This is a genomic window from Affinirhizobium capsici, assembly GCF_977018625.1.
On the sequence record NZ_CDRNXD010000001.1, the window covers coordinates 1 to 15,666 of the forward strand.

A 15,666-nucleotide genomic window follows, 5' to 3' on the forward strand; every position below is an offset into this window, starting at 1 on the left:
ACCTGCGCCTCATAATCATGCCGGAAAGGGATTCTCCCTGAAGGAAGCTCTTGCCAAGCGAGCGCAACGGTCGGCCGAGAGACCGACCTCGAAACCGCGCCCAAAAGGCCGGGATTTTGAGCGAGAGCGCTAAAGCGTCCAACGCACCACGAGGGCCTGCGAGGTGCGCCCATCTGGGTGCTGGCGTTTCTCCCATTCCACGCCAAACCCTTCCGCCCGCAGGGCTTCGGCCGTGGCCTTCGCCGCGACCGTCTGCGACACGTCAACGGCCTTCTCGGGCGCCACGGTGATGTGGGTGAATCCGTTCCCAGCCGCGTCAGAGATCCGCGTCTTTACGGCCGACAGGTCAAGCAGTTTCTCCGCTTCGCGTTCGAGCGCCTGCCGGGTCATTTCCTTGACCCGCTCCAAAATGGTGCCCGTCATGCCGCCGCCCCCTGTTGGGTGGTGCTGGCAAAGCGGCGCCCCAAATAGGTGTCTGTGACATCGAGGCGGCCGTGTCCCAGCTCATGCGATACCTCCAAACGCGCGGCGCGGTCGCGCGCCGCCTGCGCGGGTGTCATGCGGTCAACGGTTGGGCCGCCGGCGGCAGGGCATGACCAGCCCGTGAGCTGCTTATAGCGCCACTGCGCATAGGCATGGCGGTAGCCGTGGGCATTCCCGATGCCCGCCTTGAGGAGCTGGTTTTCGTAGGCCTTCACAGCCTGAAAATAGTTCCTCCCCTCCCCTATCAGCGACCCGTCGCCCACCAGCTCGCGCACCTCGTCGAGGAGAGCGCGTTGCTTGTCGTGCGTGATCGGAATTTCGCGATACCGGCCGCCTTTGCACCAGCTCGCCTTCAGGGCGAGGCGGTCGCCTTTGTCAGCCAGTCCCGGCCGGAGCTTCAACGCCTCCTCACGCCGCAGGCCGAACGCGGCCTCGAGCTTTAGGGCAAGGCGCACCCGCGCGTCACCTACGCGCTCAAGTGCCGCGCCCTCGAGGCGCTTGGCCTTATTGCCGGAGAACCGGCCGCGTTCCGCGAGGCCGAACGTGTCATTCGCCTTCGGCAGGAGGCCCGTCTTGCCGACCTGGTGCGCCCACCAGCGCAGCCACGTCAGGCGGTTTCGTATGGTTTGGTCGGACAGGCCGCCCGCCTTCCAGTGACCGACAAGGGCGGTCACATGCTTGCCTTTTAGGCTGCGCGCATCAGGCAGGCGATACCCGAGCGCCAACAAATCGTCAGCCATGGCCAACAAGCCCCGCTGCCTCAGCGCACGGGTGCCGAAACTCCCTTCACCCGAGCGGGTGCAGAGGGTTTTCAGGCTAAAGCTCAAGTCGTCCATGGTTCATGTCTTTCGGTAAGTTTTATTGACCAGCCATGAGGCCGCGTGCGGCGTTCAAGGCCCTTGCCGAGGCAAGGAAAAGGCCGGATACTCCCTGTTGTTATCTCCGTTTCTACGGTCGATTAGTCTCCCTGTCGTGTCGCCCGATGATGGGCCGTTGTGTCATGCGGTCGTGCATCGTTGCGTCCTCTCTATGGGTTGCCTAGCTTGGCTCCCCCGTGTCGTGCCCGTGGGGCCGTACATGCGGGCGGGGGTTGGGTGGTGCGCCCTCTGGCGCGTCGGTGTCAGCAGTCATTGAGGTTGTCCTTCCGGTTAAAAGGGGCAGCTCTGGCCCGTGGGGTTGTGGCTTAGATGTTTCGTGCCTGTGCACAGACGAGGTTCGGCTGAACCTCGTCACACCCTTATGTACCCATCCCTCATCCGTTGACTGACATGTGGCGACGGCCTGCCCAAAGGGGCGCAAGCGGTAGCGGCGCGCCCTGTCACTACCTGCGATGCGGTAGTGACAGGGCTAGGGCGTGCCCTGCCCGTGTGTCGGCCGTGCAACGGCCGAATGGGAGGTTGCCCTCCCAAACCCTCCCGTGGATCGCTTAGGGCCTAAAGGGCGCCCAGCGACCCAGCAGGGGACTTGCAACCCCCGCACCCCTGCCCTTGCGGCTCTAAAGGCCGCAGCGGGATTGCATCCCGCGCCTTGCGGATACCCGCACGGGGTTCCCCGGCGCTTGCCCCGTGTCGATGCTCCAAGCCTTTGGCCGGGCCGCGTGTCCCGGCCATTCGCTACGCGACCGGCTTTCCCGCATAGACCCGGTGCCCCGCGCGCCGGTGACATGCTGCGTGGCGACTGGATGCCCTCCGGGCACGGTCAGGCCTTTAGACCTGACCTTAACCAGTCTTGGCCGCCACGCCGCACGTCAACCCCGAGCTACCGAAGGAGCAAACTTGCTTGTCAGTGTAATGAGAAAAGGCGGCGCCCACGGCCGCTGATAGGTAGAGGGGCAAGCCCCTGCTCCGGTCTAGATCCAGAAACAGGGGCTTCTCCGCATAATTGACGCATCATCCCACTGACTGCGCCGCCTATCGGAGCCGGATTCGGGCAACACACTGAAACCCTAACCCGTGACCTTACAAGAGGATAGCTACCCCTTTCAGGTGAAGGCGTCAATCGAGCCAAAGGTAAAAAATCTCATTTCGGCACGAAATGGTCATTTTTTCTTAAGGTGCGCTCTTTTTCGGGATTTATACGTGGATTTTTATTCACAAATGCGAAGATAAAAAACGAGGCGGATCCGATAACCCCCCTTCATCATTCCTCATCCCACATCCCCTAAATCCCCTTCGCCCTTATCCTTGCTTCTCCCCCCCTAAAATTGTCAATACTTAAAACCCGCTTACGGATAGGTTTTTTACTTAGGAAGGCTAATCGCGCTCCATTTCGCTGAAATCAGAGTATCAGGGGGAATTTTTTCCAACCGAAATGCGCGGAATCTCGCGTGCCATAAGGCGAAAACGAAAAAAGGCACCACTTCAACAGCGATGCCTTCCGGTTTCCTACCCATCAGAATCCTATCACCCCCACCCATCGGAGGAAAGCACCCCTTGACCCCTACGGCTGGCGGCCGGTTGGCGCCCTGCCCGTGCGTCAGTAGCTCAAAGGCAGAGTGTCCGGTTTCCTACCCGGAAGATGCGGGCTCGAAACCCGTCTGGCGCTCCACATAGTGGCCCTGCCGTCGCACTTGCCATTGTAACCGACCGCGCCGAGGCGCAAGGGGATACTTGGCTTTGGAGTAGCCCACCCTTGGGGTGCTAGGCCGCAATAGAAGCTTCCCCTGCAGGGGATCCAGTGAATGCCCTGCAGAAGCTCACCGCAGAGCGGTGGTGTCCTGTTGCGGATCTAGGAAGGGTACATGGTGCCTGCACGAGCTGGCACCTACATAGGTATAAAGGGGGGAGTGTTCAGGGTAACAGTACCCCAGAAAAAACTTGCCCCGGCGGTGTGCAGAGCAGTGACCAGCCGGGGGATACATGATCTATATGGCACAGGGCATTACCTATTACAAGGATAATCCCTGACATAATGCCCTAACCTATTACCCAAGTAATGCAGACACCATGCCCCTGAGTGACATTCTATCTACTGATCGGTTCGCTACCTACCTAGGGTGGGCACAAGGTAACGTGGCCCTAGGTGAGCGCCTCTACAGCTACAACGTCCAGCTATCAGCCGACCTGTATGCTGCCCTCCACATGCTGGAGGTGGCATTGCGCAACAGGGTGGACGTGGCCTTGACCCAAGCCCATGGTGCTGGGTGGCTCTACGACCATGCGGTGATGGCCGAGGCCTACCAGCAAGGGTGTGTCAACAGTGCCCAACAGATCCTCCTCCGTGACGGTAAGGCCGCGACCCACAGCCAGATGGTGGCGGAACTGAACTTTGGGTTCTGGACGTCCGTGTTCGGCCGTTCGTCCAATCACCTCTGGGGCACCCTGCGGCCGATTTTCCAGACCCAAGGCCTCAAGCGTGCGACCGTGGCCCAAAAGCTCCGTGACCTGCGTAAGCTGCGAAACCGCACCGCCCACTATGAGCCGATTCTGGCGCAACCGATCGCTGCGCTTCATCAAGACATTCTGGATCTCACCGCGTGGCTGTCCGTAGACGCCGCCGCATGGATCACCGCGCACGCGACGGTCAACTATCCGATTACGCCCATCATCGTGCGCAACCCGCAAACGGGCGTGTCAATTTTCGACCAGGCGCTCATGGCGCATTTGCCGGTCTAGCGTGCCCGGCCGCCCATAACGAGGCCCAAAAACCTGATTTTCATAAATAGACATGTGATCAAAAAACAGAGGAGTTTCACATGTTAATTCAAATCGAACATTTCGGACTGCCATTCGCGGATAACCAGTATGCAAAGCTGGTCTTTACAGGGATGCGATATCATTACGTGATCGTCTATTAACGAGACGAGCAGGGCTATCAACATTGGTAGCCCTGTCTTTTTTTGCCCCGGAGGCTGCCCGCTCACGGGCCGCAATCATCTTGCGCTGACGTTCCAGCTCGCGTTCTTCCTTAAGCCACGTAAGGAATGCCCGGCGCCCGGCATCCATGGAAACATGGTCGCAAAGCGCGGCCTTGAAATTGAAATTCGAGGGAATGCCTCGGGCAAGGCCCTTGGCCTGCCGGTTACACCGTAGGCGCTCAATCGGCGCTTTGCGGCTGCGCTTTCCTTCGTTCAGGTGCAGGTCGTTGAAGGTGCCGCCCATGCCCTGCTGGACATAGAGGATCTTGCCTATTGGCCCTCCGGCCCTGACGCCGTTGAACGAGTAGGATTCCTGCCAATCCGGCTTGCTGATCTTGAACTGGAGCTTGCCCATGTTTCCCGCCTTGCCGAACACGGTTTCGAGCGTGGCGCGGATCTGCTTATTGGTCTGCCGTTCCGGCAGGATCATCAGGGCGTGAAAATGGAGGTTGGCAATGCCACGCTTGCGCTTTTCGCCCCATCTGCGGGTTGAGACAGTCTGAAAGTACACCAACCGTTGCCACTCAACGCCCTTGTCGTGAAAGCGGCGGTTGAAGAACCTTTTGATGTTCCCATCTTCCGCTGCCATTTCGATCAGGCTCGTTTCGATACGGCCGTCCACGAAAACTGCCCGCTCGCCATAGATTGCGATCATAGCCGCCGCGACATAGGCCTGCTTGAGAACGTCCGTCTGCTTTTTCCAGACCGTTGTTTGCAGGTCATCGAGGCTACAAGAGGTAGCGATGATATTCCGAAACGCTTTCCACTGATCCGGGTTTATCTGTCTCTCCGTAGGTGAGCAGGAGGTTGGGTGCTACTAAAAGGAAGAACAAATATAGATATCCGGCCGAAAGCCTTGAAACGCAAGGCCCTCAGGGTGTTCTCATCCCCTGATCCCGCTCAAAAAAGGGCCTGCTGGCAAACCGTGAACAAAGATCGCTCATCGCGAGAACAGAACTAAGGGGCTTTGCCCCTCGCGCAGGCAAGGGGGCGGTTCCCGAGGCTCCGCGCTGCGCTTGTGCGCCCGCCGCCTGAAACCCTTGCCCTTGCTACCCCTAGACCTCGCCGGTCAGGCAGGGTTGCAGGAGGATTCCTGCACCTGCTTTTTACTGGCCTTCGGCCCCTTTCTGCCGGTCATGGGCGAGAAGCGCTTAAACAAAACGCTTGAAACTTTACCAACTAGTTAGTAAAGTAATGGCAGCTTTCTAAAAATCGAAATGGCGAAAAAATGACCTCTACTCACTCGAATAGATGGGTTTTGCTCATGACCGTTGGCGCCGGTCTGCTGCTTATCACCCTTGATAACTCGGTACTCTATACCGCTCTTCCGACGCTAACACGCGAACTTCACGCGACTGCCACTCAGGGGCTTTGGATAATCAATGCCTACCCACTTGTAATGGCGGGCCTTCTGCTGGGCGCAGGCACTCTTGGTGACCGGATTGGTCATCGTCGCATGTTCCTTGTCGGCCTTGCTCTATTTGGCCTCGCCTCAACGATAGCGGCATTCGCTCCGACTGCGGAGGTTCTTATCGGAGCGCGAGCTTTCTTGGCCGTAGGCGCCTCTGCCATGATGCCTGCCACCCTCGCACTCATCCGAGTGACATTCGAAGATGAACGTGAGCGCAATATCGCTATCGCAATATGGGGTTCGTTGTCGGTCGTAGGCGCGGCCCTTGGCCCAATTGTTGGCGGCTTCCTGCTTGGTCACTTCTGGTGGGGTTCCGTGTTCCTCATCAACGTGCCAGTCGTAGTGATAGCCTTTGCGGCAACTCTAATCGTTGCTCCAAAGGTGGCAGGCGACCCTACTACACCGTGGGACATTGTATCCTCGCTTCAGGCGCTGGTAGCCCTGTCCGCGCTTGTAATCGCGATCAAGGAGATGGCGCACGCGGGCAGCTCATGGGTTATGCCTATCGTGGCATTTGGCATTGCGGTCATTGCATCGATTGTCTTCGTTCGTCGTCAACTCCGTATGACGTTCCCGCTGCTGGATTTTTCTATCTTCCGCAACAACGCATTCCTGTCTGGAACTCTTGCTGCCGCCTTCTCGCTATTTGCCATTGGGGGTGTCGAGCTTGCCACCACGCAACGCTTCCAAATGGTAGCAGACTTTACCCCGCTTCAAGCAGGCCTACTGGTATCGGTGGCCGCGCTTGGCTCACTACCTACTGCCATTCTCGGCGGTGCTTTCCTGCATGTGATCGGACTACGGTTTCTGATCGCAGGAGGAATGGCTGTCGGATCTCTGTCAATTCTGGTTGCAACCTACGGCATCAGCCACGGCTTCGGTTGGCTTATCCTTGGTCTAGCGTTGATGGGAGCGGGTGTTGGCGGATGTATGTCGGTTGCCTCAACGGCAATCATGGGCAATGCACCGGTTCATCGTGCAGGCATGGCTTCCTCGGTCGAAGAGGTCTCCTACGAGTTTGGCAGCCTGTTTGCAGTGACGATCCTCGGCAGCCTTTTGGCCTACTTGTACACGATCAATGTTGTCTTGCCGGAGGATGCGTCCGCTCTTGCGCGCGACAGCATGGCAGCGGCGATTGAGATCGCCGGGGCAGAGGGTGAGAGCCTGCGGGCGGCAGCCAACATGGCATTCGATAGCGCCTATACCACCGTTATGTATGTAGCCGCTGGCGTGCTTGCCTTGGGATCGTTAGTAACCGCCTTACTGCTCCGAGCCTATGGCCCCGGTTCGGAATCATCCTCCTATCAAACGGGGCACTAGGATAACCAATGGTGAGATCGAGCAAACGAGATGAAGTTCTCGAAGCCATTGTAACGATCATCGAGCGTGACGGGTTAACTCCCGTCACGCTCGATGCGGTTGCAGTCGAAACTGGCATGACAAGAGCGGGGCTTCTCTATCATTTTCCGTCACGCGAGGCATTGATCCAAGCCACCCATGAACACCTTACAGGCATGTGGGAAAAAGAGCTTGTGGCAAGTGCGGGAAAGTCCGCAGACGCTGCTACCGAAGCCGAACGCCATGCAGCCTACATCAACGTATGCGCCAAGGCCGCTCGGCGGGTCGAACTTCTTCTCATGCTTGAGAATGCTGATAATAAAGCACTTGGCGACCTCTGGCAGCACATCATTGATCGATGGGCGCCGCCCGCTCCAAATATCGAAGATGCGGCCGGGATCGATAAATTCATTGCACGCCTTGCCGCAGACGGGCTTTGGGTTCACGAGGCCCTTTCAGCCCGGCCTTTGCCAACGGCTTTGCGCAAGCAAATCATTCTCCGTCTGAACGAGCTGTTACAGAACGACGACAGTAAGCAAGTTTGATGCATAAGTTATGACTTTTGCATCAAAACTAACCAACTGGTGAGATTTCGCTTTTTTGATGCAAAATTCTGATGCACTATGGAGGCATGATTTACGGATATGCCCGCGTCTCGACCGAAGCCCAAGAGCTGCGTTCCCAACTCGCCCAGCTCAAGGCCGCCGGGTGCGAGAAAATATTTCAGGAGAAGGAGAGCCGGATGCGAGAAGACCGCCCCCAGCTCGAAAAGCTCCTCAAGAGCCTCAAGGCCGACGATGTTCTGATCGTGGTGGCGACCGACCGCCTAGGCGGTGGCCCTCGCCTCCTCCTGAATATTCTCGATGCCATCCGCAAAAGCGGCGCCGGGTTCAAGTCCTTGGCCGAACCACATATCGACACCACGGCCTCGCCCGAGCTTGCCGAAATGGTGTTCTTCTGGGTCGGCTGGGCCGCCCGCTGGGAGTGGCAGCGCATCCGCGCTCGGACGTCCACCGGTCGCGCCGAAGCGACTGCACGCGGCGTTAAATTCGGCCGTAAGACCAAGCTCACCGATCACCAGAAGCGGGAAGCCCTCGCCCGCCTTGCCACAGGCGATGAGACGCAGCGCGCTATCGCCCGCAGCTACAACGTCAGCCAGAGCACCATTGCGAGGCTCCGACCATGACCCCCGTTTACCTCACCCACGTTGATCCCGGCCGGAACATGGCGCGCTTCTACACCATGAGCGTACAACCGACGTTATTCGGCGAGTGTTCGGTGGTACGCGAGTGGGGGCGCATCGGCACGGGCGGGCAGGTGAGGGAAACCCATCACACCACCCCGCAGGAAGCGCAGGCCTTTGCCGAGGAGATTCTCCGGCAGAAACTCCGCAAGGGTTATCAATTGATTTGATGTTGCAGGGGCTTACCCCTGCGAACTCTAACTTTAACGCTAATGTTAACGTCAGATTTAAAGTTAGTGCGAACGTCAAAGTTAATGCTTATTTTAACATTGCGGCTTACGATTCGTTCGTAAATCAAGGAGCGGCTATGTTCACCATCACCTTTGCGAACCCGAAAGGCGGTTCGGGGAAAACCACTTCGGCCATGCTATTGGCCGAGCAGATCCGTGCCGCTGGCGCGACGGTCGCCATTCTGGATTGCGACCCTAACCAGAACATCGTGCAGTGGGACGCCCAACGTGCGGAGCAGGGGAGGGCATCGCCCTTCATCGTGCGCCCCGTGCCCACCGAAGCGCAGTTTCTCGACACCGTGGAGGACATCCGTGGCAAGGCCGATTACTTGATTATCGACCTTGAAGGTACGGCCTCGAACCTCGTCACCTATGCCATCAGTCGCTCCGACCTGGTGCTGATCCCGTTTGAGCCAACTCCCATGGAAGCCCGGCAGGCAGCCCGCGCCGTGCAGCTCGTGCAAAACACCGGCCGGATGATGAACAAGGCCGTAGCCCACGCCCTGCTGTTCACCAAGGTCAACGCGGCTATCCAGACCAATGACGAAAAGGACGTGCGCAAGGAAACCCAAGCGAACGACATTCCCGTGTTGCGGGCCGCGATTGTGCGCCGTGCCGCCTTCACCCGCATTTTCCGCGAGGGTTATCTCCTGAGTGAGCTGTTGGAACAGGCCCGCGAAGAGGTCAAGGCCAGCACAGCGTCAGCACAGGAGCGTGTTCTTAAGCCGCTGGAAGCGGCCATTCAGAACGCCCGCGAATACACCCAAGAAGTCGTCAACCACCTGCCGCAACAGAAAGCCGCCGCATGAGCTACGGATTTGGAGAAAAAACAACCGGCGCCGTTCAGTTGCCACAACAGTCCCGCGAGGCCGTCCCAGCCAAGCCTTCCATGAACCACATCTTGCAGGCAGGCGCCGAACTGGGGTTTGTCTCGCGGGAGACCGCGACCCGTCGCAAGCCGGGGCCGCGCCGTGTCGAAGCACAGGACAAAATCACCGTGACCGGCCCAAAGCGGGTGATCGACCAGCTCAAGGCCTACTGCGATGCCAAAGGCGGAATGTCGTACTGCGAGGCCATTGCCGAGCTGCTGGATGCCAGAAAGTAGTGCTGAAAATTCATGCAGGCCGGTAGGTTATTCCCCCTAAATCAGCTAGCGTTTCGCTCATGAACCACAACGACGAATCACTTATTCGCGACGACGACCTGCGCGCCCAGCTTGAGGCGCAGCGGGGCAAGTCGCCCGTGTTCGACGTTTACGTGCGCAGCCTCATCAGCACGCAGATCAAGCGGGATGAGAAAAAGGCCGCCGACGAAGCCAAAGCCGCCAAGCTTGCCGCCATGCCGCGCGAGAAGCGCCGCCGGGCGATTTTCCGTGAGGTTATCGAGAACGAAGGGCCATCGCCGGATAACCTGCGGTACATGCCCACGCCTTTGGCGATTTGTGGCCTGCCCTACAAAGCCCTGCCGGAGGGCGTGACCGAGTTCGAACGCACCCAAGGACGCATGGCCGTTACCGTGACCGCAGGCAAGCTCCGCTCGCCCGATGGCCGCAAGGTGCAGCAGCCTGTGCCTTATGGCCCGAAGGCACGCCTCATCATGGCGCACCTGTCAACCGAAGCCTTGCGCAACAACTCGCCCATCGTGGAAACCTCCGAAACCCTGTCCGCCTTCATGCGCGACATGGGGTTCGAGCCGCGCGGCGGGAAGAATGGCAATATTGAGCCGTTCAAAGAGCAGCTTCGCGCTCTCGCAGCCTGCCGCATGGAAATCAGCACGTGGGACGGCAAGCGTTCCGGCCAGATTGACGTCAAGCCGTTGCAGAAGGTCGAGCTATGGTTCCCCGACCACGACCACCAGAAATCCCTTTGGCCAACCACCATCGCGTTTTCCGGTGACTTCTACAACGAACTCAAGAACCACGCCCTGCCCATCGACGTGCGCGTGTTGCGCGCCCTTTCCAATTCGGCTCGTCGTCTCGACCTGATGTTGTGGGTTACTTACCGCATCACGCGCCTGCAAACGCGCCTTGTTCTCGACTGGCAACCGCTCAAGAGCCAGTTCGGGGAGGATTATACCCGAGATCGCGACTTCAAGGCCGCGCTGGTGCAGGACTTGGCAGCTCTGAAAGACATTTTCCCGAAGCTGCCGGTGAAGCTCACCGAGCGGGGGCTGGAGATGGAAGCGGCCGACGCTTCGGCCCTTGCTATCCCCAAACGCGCCCTCAAAGCCTAACCCCCTAAAAATCAGGTAGTGAAACGCTGAAAAGCGTGTCTTTTTGCGTATTTAGCTACGCTGATTAAGTCGCGCTCAGTGGATAACTTTTTGCAGCTTTTTCAGGTATCTAGACCCCCTCCTACGCTGATTAGGTCGCGCCCCTACGCTGATTAGGTCGCGCTTTCGCCCCCAGCTACGCTGATTAGGTCGCGCCCCTACGCTGATTAGGTCGCGCAATCCACGCTGATTAGGTCGCGCCTATATATAGAACAGAAAGATTCAGAAAGGTTTTTACAGAAAGCTTCTCTACAGAAACCCTTTTACAGAATAACAGAAAGAGGCTTTTTCAAATTTTGGAAAAGGGATTTTGGAGACACAAACGCAGGCGGCAAATAAGGGCCTCTGAGGCGTTTCTTTCTTCCTGATGACCCGACACTAGGAAAAACATCGAAACCCATCTCACAGCCCTCCTATGAGGTTGTGAGGGCATGGTAGGCGCTGGGCGATGCCCAGCGGCCTAACCCTTGACGGTCATCGGCTCCTCAGCCTGTACCGTGTGATGAAGTGAATCATTCTTTTGCGGCCATGGCAATGGCCGGGTTGGTGGCTGATCGTGCAGCGCCGCCATGATCGCAACGACCTCGGCGGTGGTTGGTGCATGGATCTCGTAATCCGCCGTCTTCACGGATGAGCCGCGCCCCCAAAAGGCAGCGCCGCGTGCCGCGCACGCTTTCAGACAATCGACCAACCAATCCTGCATTTCCAGCGCCTCCATGTCGTTCCGAAGCTTGTAGGCGGCAAATGGTTGTCACCGCAAAGCACAGGCTCGGACACAGGGTAGGGTGGCATGGGGAGTGTTGAATGCGAACGCAGGATTCGGGAACCGAATCACGCAGGAGCATGGTGCAACTCATGTTGAGTGCGAAAATCAGGCCTAACCCTTGTTCAAATACCTTCGGGGGTATGGGGGCAGACAGCCCCCATTCAAGAAAATCACGGCGTTAATAATACACCAACCTTGGCGATTGACTGCCGCAGGCTGCTTTGTAAGCTACGATTGTAGAGGGCAATTGGGGAATACTATGGGTAAGTTGGTTATTGGCACCGGCATGATGCTGGTCGGGGTATTTATGTGTTTCACGGTCGTGCTGGCTATTCCGGGAACGATCATGGCCTTTATCGGCGGCGGCATGATGTTCGCCGGGTTCGCCTCAGTCACCAAGTCCACCGTTAAGGGGGGTATGGCGGCCGGGAAGATCGCCCGCGACATGAGGGCGAACCGCGAAGATACGACACTCATCGAGGCGCAGCCTGTTGAGGCTCACCGCAGCGTGGCGGATGAAATCGCCAAGCTTGCCGATCTGCTTAACGCAGGACACCTGACGCAAGCCGAATTCGATCAGCGTAAGGGCCAGCTTCTCAGCCAAGCTTGAGCAGCCCGCCGCTGGTATCGAAGGCCTTCGCCGACTCCATACGGTCGGCGAACTCGGCATAGCCGTAGGCCTTCACCACGCGGGCAGGGGAGTGCCCCTGCGCTATTGTCAGGGTCAGGTCGCGGAAGGCCTCGCCGGTCAGTTCGTGTGGGAACACGAGCGGCTTGCGTTGGCCGTCAATCAGGCCGTGCCGCTCGTCCAACTGCTTGGACAGGTTCAGGGCTTGCTCGCCGCTGATGCCCATAAACTGCCGCACGAGGCTGTTTTGCAGGAATCCGTCAGGGTTCTTGTAATGCTCTGCGAGCTGCCCGAAATTTTGCGCAAACATCCAGAGCCGCACGCCGTAACCGCGCCCCATGTCGAGGGCGGTTTCCAGCAGGTCAAGGCGATGGAGCTTGGGCATTTCATCGAGGAAGAACGTCACGACCGGCGCGTTACGGTCGGGTTCATCCCGGCACAGCGCATAGATGGTCTGTCCTATGAGCGCGCGGAAGAACGAGGTGTATTGCTTCAGCTCCTTTAGGCTGATGCAGATATAGAGGGTCGCCTTGTCCCGGCGCAGCGTCATAGGGTCGAAGGTCGAGCGGGCGCTCAGCTCCTCGATGCGCGGGGCCTGCCACGTGTCGATGTGCGTGCGCGCCGTGTCCGTGACGCTTTCGCGCACCTTGGGCGGCATCGAGCGCACGGCCTTGGCCGTGCGTTCCAGCTTTTTGACGCCGGATTGGGCGAGGTGGTTGAGCCACAGCTCCAACTCACTCCCCGCAATCCCGGTATCGGCGCCGTCAGGCGCCATGGGTTCGAGATACAGGCGATCAAAAATTGCCGACAGGGTACGGTCGTCCTTCTCGAACAATGCCGTGTCGAGAATGGCGTCAGCCAACAAATCAAGGCCGCGCTTGTCCCAATAATCCTTTTTGCCGACTTCCTGCGGCACCATCAGCAGATCCACGAGGCTTTTGGCATCTTCGTAGGCATCAGCCAGCGGCTCCGCGCGCACGGTATCGAGCGGGTTGAAATGGATGGAGTTGGCCGGATCGGAGGGTGCGAACCTATAGACCGGCCCGACATTACGGGCGCGCCAGACGGCCGTCTGGTCGAACAGCTCGCCCTTGATGTCGAGGACGACTGCGCCGCCGTCCATGGTCAGGAGGTTGCGCATGACCGTCTGGCTCTTGCCCTGACCGGGAGGGCCGAAGGTGATGAGGCTTTCGTTCTGGTCATACAGGAGTTCGGATTCCGAACCCTCTATGCGGCCCAAACGTAGCACCGAAGGGCGCGGAGGTTGATGCCTGCATAGCGCCGTGGCGGCCTCCTCTGGTGCCATCCATGTGGCGCCGGTGACAAGCAGCCGTTTCAAGGTGGCGCGCTCTTCTGCGGTCATAAGGCGAGAGGTGAGGGCATCCCGCAACGCCTGTTGCAGGCGTTCGGTCGCTTCGCCGGTCGGGCCGAGGTGGCCCTCGATCAAGGTCGTTAGGGTGCGGCGTAGTTCGGCCAACAGGTCGGCCGACTTGAACGGGCCGTCTGTGACCATCAGGCCCTTGCCCTCATTCCAGACAATCGGCGTAAAGATCGCCAGCCGCTCGCGGCGGTCAATCTGCCCCACGGCCGCCAATAGGTCGGTCAGGCGAAGGGTGGCTCGTTCGGCCTCCGTCATGTCGCGCAAAGTGCGCCGGAACGCGGCGCCTTTGAGCGCCAGCTCCGCCGAGGCTTGCAGATAGTCACGCTCCATCGATCCTGCCGCCTTGAGGAGGTAATCCTCGTCACCAGCGCGCCGGTCGAGGTGGGCGTGTTTGTCAGAGATGGTTCGGGCAAGCCGGAAGAAGCTGACCTCTTTCAGGAGGTCGGGCGTCAGCTCTGCAATCGTCAGGCTGACGGCGTTCAGCTCGTTGGCGTGGAACGCCTCGATTTCCGCCAGCCGATTGCCCGCCGCGGCGGGAGCGGGCGCAGGTTTGGCCGCGGAGACTGGTAAGGCGGGACGCGCTCGCGAGCGGGCCAAAGCCCCGCCGACGCCGCCGCTTACGGAATAAGCGTAACCGCCCAGAAAGATGGCGCCGAAGAACGCCGCTAAAATCAGATAATCCATCAACACCCCCATGCCCAAGGTGAAGGTAGCCGGAGGGAAACAGGTAGGCAATGCAACAGGCAGTGGTGGGTGAAGCAACGCCGCAGCGGTGGCCGGGAGATACCGCGCCCTTGCCCGGCCCATGACGTTGCCATGGTCACGGGCGGCAGGCGCTTGCGGTTTCTAATGAAGGCTTGTAGCTTGGCGGCATTGTTAGGGCGCACTTATGGGTTTCGTTCCGAAACCCGCGCCCACCACCGTCTGGGGCGTTGAGTGGCAATCTATAGCCTGAACCACAAGCCGGTCGGCAAAAGCACGCAGGAGCGGCCGTACACGACCGGTGCCCACGTGAATTACATCACCCGTGAAAAGGCTCTAGGCCGTCTCGACGGCGCCCGCTTGCCCGTGGACAAGGACGGCGCCCGCGACTTCTTCAACAGGGCCGAGGACGGCAGCCGCGCCAATGGGCGCGTTGCGGACAAGCTCATGCTGGCGCTGCCCAAGGAGCTGACACCCGAGCAGCGCCACGAGCTGGTGCGTGGCTTCGCCGAGGACGTGACAGGTGGCAAGGCGCCATGGCTGGCCGCCCATCACGACAAGGGCAGGGATGCCAGCAACCCTCACTGCCACCTTGTCCTACGTGACCAAGACCCGACCACCGGCAAGCGTGTGTTCGGGATGAGCGAACGCGGTTCTACCCAGCGCCTGCGCGAGAAATGGCAAGACCATGCCAACCGCGCTCTAGAGCGCGCAGGACGGCCGGAGCGCATCGACGCCCGCACCCTGAAGGCGCAGGGTATCGACCGCGAGCCGCAAATCCATGAAGGGCCGCGCAACCGCGCAGCTTCTGAAAACGGCCGCAGGCCCGTGTCACGGCCGCGCAATTTTCGGAACCGGCCGGGAGCCAAAGTTCCCAACCGACGCGTTGATTACCCCTCAATTGATAAGGGCCGAACGCGGGCCGAGTATAACCGTGAGCGGCCGACTGAGCGCGATTATTGGAACGAGCTGGACGCTCACCGCCAACAGGAGGAGCTGGACGGCTTGCGCCGCCTGCACCTCCCTCCGGACGGACGGCGCGACGAGCCGCCGCCCCGGTCGTTTGGCGACAAGCTCAAGGCCTTCCGCGCGCAAAAGGAGGCCGACAAGGGTTTGCCCATGCCGTCGGCCAAAACACCCGTACAACAGGGCTTGCCATTGAAAGAGTTTCTGGCGAAAAGTAGGGGCAGGCCTTCCGATCGCGCGCCGCCTCTGCGGCCCACGCGGAAGGGCAGGGACGACGACCGCGAGCGGTAGGGGTGGCATGTCAGTCGACGAGCGCGACCTCGCTATGAGCGAGGACGAACTGGCAAGAGCACGGTTTGCGGAACGCAACAGCCGTAGCCGTCTCAATGAC

The 15,666-nt window shown here is 59.5% G+C and carries 15 protein-coding genes and 1 tRNA gene; 11 read left to right on the forward strand and 5 right to left on the reverse strand.

Annotated features, from left to right (window positions below; genetic code table 11):
* Positions 1-129: 129 nt before the first annotated feature.
* Positions 130-423 (reverse strand): hypothetical protein, encoded by a 294-nt coding sequence (locus AC0JZ1_RS00005; RefSeq protein ID WP_119945316.1) that lies wholly within the window; start codon positions 421-423, stop codon positions 130-132.
* Positions 420-1,319 (reverse strand): phage integrase N-terminal domain-containing protein, encoded by a 900-nt coding sequence (locus tag AC0JZ1_RS00010; protein WP_119945317.1) that lies wholly within the window; start codon positions 1,317-1,319, stop codon positions 420-422. Before AC0JZ1_RS00010 ends, AC0JZ1_RS00005 begins: the two co-directional genes overlap by 4 nt.
* 1,636 nt (positions 1,320-2,955) lie before the next feature.
* On the opposite strand from AC0JZ1_RS00010, the gene AC0JZ1_RS00015 reads away from it, so the two are divergent.
* Together AC0JZ1_RS00015 and AC0JZ1_RS00020 are read left to right on the forward strand one after the other, a co-directional pair.
* Positions 2,956-3,030, forward strand: a tRNA-Gly gene (locus AC0JZ1_RS00015).
* 533 nt (positions 3,031-3,563) lie between these two features.
* The gene (locus AC0JZ1_RS00020; RefSeq protein ID WP_471880409.1) at positions 3,564-4,097 is read left to right on the forward strand and encodes a hypothetical protein; all 534 of its coding nucleotides are present in this window, start codon (positions 3,564-3,566) and stop codon (positions 4,095-4,097) included.
* A 144-nt stretch (positions 4,098-4,241) separates the two neighbouring features.
* Here the strand turns inward: AC0JZ1_RS00020 and AC0JZ1_RS00025 are convergent, their stop codons facing one another.
* On the reverse strand, positions 4,242-4,994 hold the full coding sequence (locus tag AC0JZ1_RS00025) for a hypothetical protein (protein WP_245480587.1): 753 nt from the start codon (positions 4,992-4,994) through the stop codon (positions 4,242-4,244).
* 573 nt (positions 4,995-5,567) lie between these two features.
* Here AC0JZ1_RS00025 and AC0JZ1_RS00030 point away from each other — a divergent pair.
* The 7 genes from AC0JZ1_RS00030 to AC0JZ1_RS00060 all read left to right on the forward strand — a co-directional run bounded on the left by AC0JZ1_RS00030 (position 5,568) and on the right by AC0JZ1_RS00060 (position 10,793).
* Positions 5,568-7,070, forward strand: coding sequence for an MFS transporter (locus AC0JZ1_RS00030; RefSeq protein WP_119945319.1), 1,503 nt, complete (start codon positions 5,568-5,570; stop codon positions 7,068-7,070).
* Between the two features lie 8 nt (positions 7,071-7,078).
* On the forward strand, positions 7,079-7,633 hold the full coding sequence (locus tag AC0JZ1_RS00035; protein WP_119945320.1) for a TetR family transcriptional regulator: 555 nt from the start codon (positions 7,079-7,081) through the stop codon (positions 7,631-7,633).
* An 86-nt stretch (positions 7,634-7,719) separates the two neighbouring features.
* The gene (locus tag AC0JZ1_RS00040) at positions 7,720-8,274 is read left to right on the forward strand and encodes a recombinase family protein (RefSeq protein ID WP_119945323.1); all 555 of its coding nucleotides are present in this window, start codon (positions 7,720-7,722) and stop codon (positions 8,272-8,274) included.
* Positions 8,271-8,501 carry a WGR domain-containing protein gene (locus tag AC0JZ1_RS00045; RefSeq protein WP_119945321.1) on the forward strand — a complete coding sequence of 77 codons (231 nt, stop codon included), beginning with the start codon at positions 8,271-8,273 and terminating at the stop codon, positions 8,499-8,501. The genes AC0JZ1_RS00040 and AC0JZ1_RS00045 overlap by 4 nt, the downstream gene beginning before the upstream one ends.
* Positions 8,502-8,638: 137 nt before the next feature.
* Entirely contained in the window at positions 8,639-9,370 is a 732-nt protein-coding gene (locus AC0JZ1_RS00050; protein ID WP_119945324.1) for a ParA family protein, read from the forward strand.
* A complete protein-coding gene (locus AC0JZ1_RS00055; protein WP_119945322.1) occupies positions 9,367-9,666 on the forward strand; it encodes a hypothetical protein in 300 nt (99 codons plus the stop codon). Before AC0JZ1_RS00050 ends, AC0JZ1_RS00055 begins: the two co-directional genes overlap by 4 nt.
* A gap of 59 nt (positions 9,667-9,725) precedes the next feature.
* Positions 9,726-10,793, forward strand: coding sequence for a replication protein RepA (locus tag AC0JZ1_RS00060; protein WP_119945310.1), 1,068 nt, complete (start codon positions 9,726-9,728; stop codon positions 10,791-10,793).
* A gap of 499 nt (positions 10,794-11,292) precedes the next feature.
* On the opposite strand, the gene AC0JZ1_RS00065 is transcribed toward AC0JZ1_RS00060, so the two are convergent.
* Positions 11,293-11,535: a hypothetical protein gene (locus AC0JZ1_RS00065; protein WP_471880410.1), complete on the reverse strand. Its 243-nt coding sequence runs from the start codon at positions 11,533-11,535 to the stop codon at positions 11,293-11,295.
* Between the two features lie 322 nt (positions 11,536-11,857).
* Between AC0JZ1_RS00065 and AC0JZ1_RS00070 the strand changes: the two genes are divergently transcribed.
* Positions 11,858-12,208, forward strand: coding sequence for an SHOCT domain-containing protein (locus AC0JZ1_RS00070; protein WP_119945312.1), 351 nt, complete (start codon positions 11,858-11,860; stop codon positions 12,206-12,208).
* Here AC0JZ1_RS00070 and AC0JZ1_RS00075 read toward each other — a convergent pair.
* Complete coding sequence (locus tag AC0JZ1_RS00075; RefSeq protein WP_162939875.1) at positions 12,195-14,291, reverse strand: type IV secretory system conjugative DNA transfer family protein; 2,097 nt, start codon at positions 14,289-14,291, stop codon at positions 12,195-12,197. The two genes, AC0JZ1_RS00070 and AC0JZ1_RS00075, sit on opposite strands and share 14 nt — an antisense overlap.
* Before the next feature lie 252 nt (positions 14,292-14,543).
* Here AC0JZ1_RS00075 and AC0JZ1_RS00080 point away from each other — a divergent pair, with 252 nt between their 5' ends.
* Positions 14,544-15,566: a MobA/MobL family protein gene (locus AC0JZ1_RS00080; RefSeq protein WP_119945314.1), complete on the forward strand. Its 1,023-nt coding sequence runs from the start codon at positions 14,544-14,546 to the stop codon at positions 15,564-15,566.
* Positions 15,567-15,666: the final 100 nt, after the last annotated feature.

Coding starts and splice junctions, on each gene's coding strand:
- AC0JZ1_RS00005 (WP_119945316.1), bottom strand. CDS start 423: ATGACGGGCACCATTTTGGAGCGGGTCAAGGAAATGACCCGGCAGGCG.
- AC0JZ1_RS00010 (WP_119945317.1), bottom strand. CDS start 1,319: ATGGACGACTTGAGCTTTAGCCTGAAAACCCTCTGCACCCGCTCGGGT.
- AC0JZ1_RS00025 (WP_245480587.1), bottom strand. CDS start 4,994: ATGATCGCAATCTATGGCGAGCGGGCAGTTTTCGTGGACGGCCGTATC.
- AC0JZ1_RS00050 (WP_119945324.1), top strand. CDS start 8,639: ATGTTCACCATCACCTTTGCGAACCCGAAAGGCGGTTCGGGGAAAACC.
- AC0JZ1_RS00060 (WP_119945310.1), top strand. CDS start 9,726: ATGAACCACAACGACGAATCACTTATTCGCGACGACGACCTGCGCGCC.
- AC0JZ1_RS00045 (WP_119945321.1), top strand. CDS start 8,271: ATGACCCCCGTTTACCTCACCCACGTTGATCCCGGCCGGAACATGGCG.
- AC0JZ1_RS00020 (WP_471880409.1), top strand. CDS start 3,564: ATGCTGGAGGTGGCATTGCGCAACAGGGTGGACGTGGCCTTGACCCAA.
- AC0JZ1_RS00065 (WP_471880410.1), bottom strand. CDS start 11,535: ATGCAGGATTGGTTGGTCGATTGTCTGAAAGCGTGCGCGGCACGCGGC.
- AC0JZ1_RS00070 (WP_119945312.1), top strand. CDS start 11,858: ATGGGTAAGTTGGTTATTGGCACCGGCATGATGCTGGTCGGGGTATTT.
- AC0JZ1_RS00040 (WP_119945323.1), top strand. CDS start 7,720: ATGATTTACGGATATGCCCGCGTCTCGACCGAAGCCCAAGAGCTGCGT.
- AC0JZ1_RS00035 (WP_119945320.1), top strand. CDS start 7,079: ATGGTGAGATCGAGCAAACGAGATGAAGTTCTCGAAGCCATTGTAACG.
- AC0JZ1_RS00055 (WP_119945322.1), top strand. CDS start 9,367: ATGAGCTACGGATTTGGAGAAAAAACAACCGGCGCCGTTCAGTTGCCA.
- AC0JZ1_RS00030 (WP_119945319.1), top strand. CDS start 5,568: ATGACCTCTACTCACTCGAATAGATGGGTTTTGCTCATGACCGTTGGC.
- AC0JZ1_RS00075 (WP_162939875.1), bottom strand. CDS start 14,291: ATGGATTATCTGATTTTAGCGGCGTTCTTCGGCGCCATCTTTCTGGGC.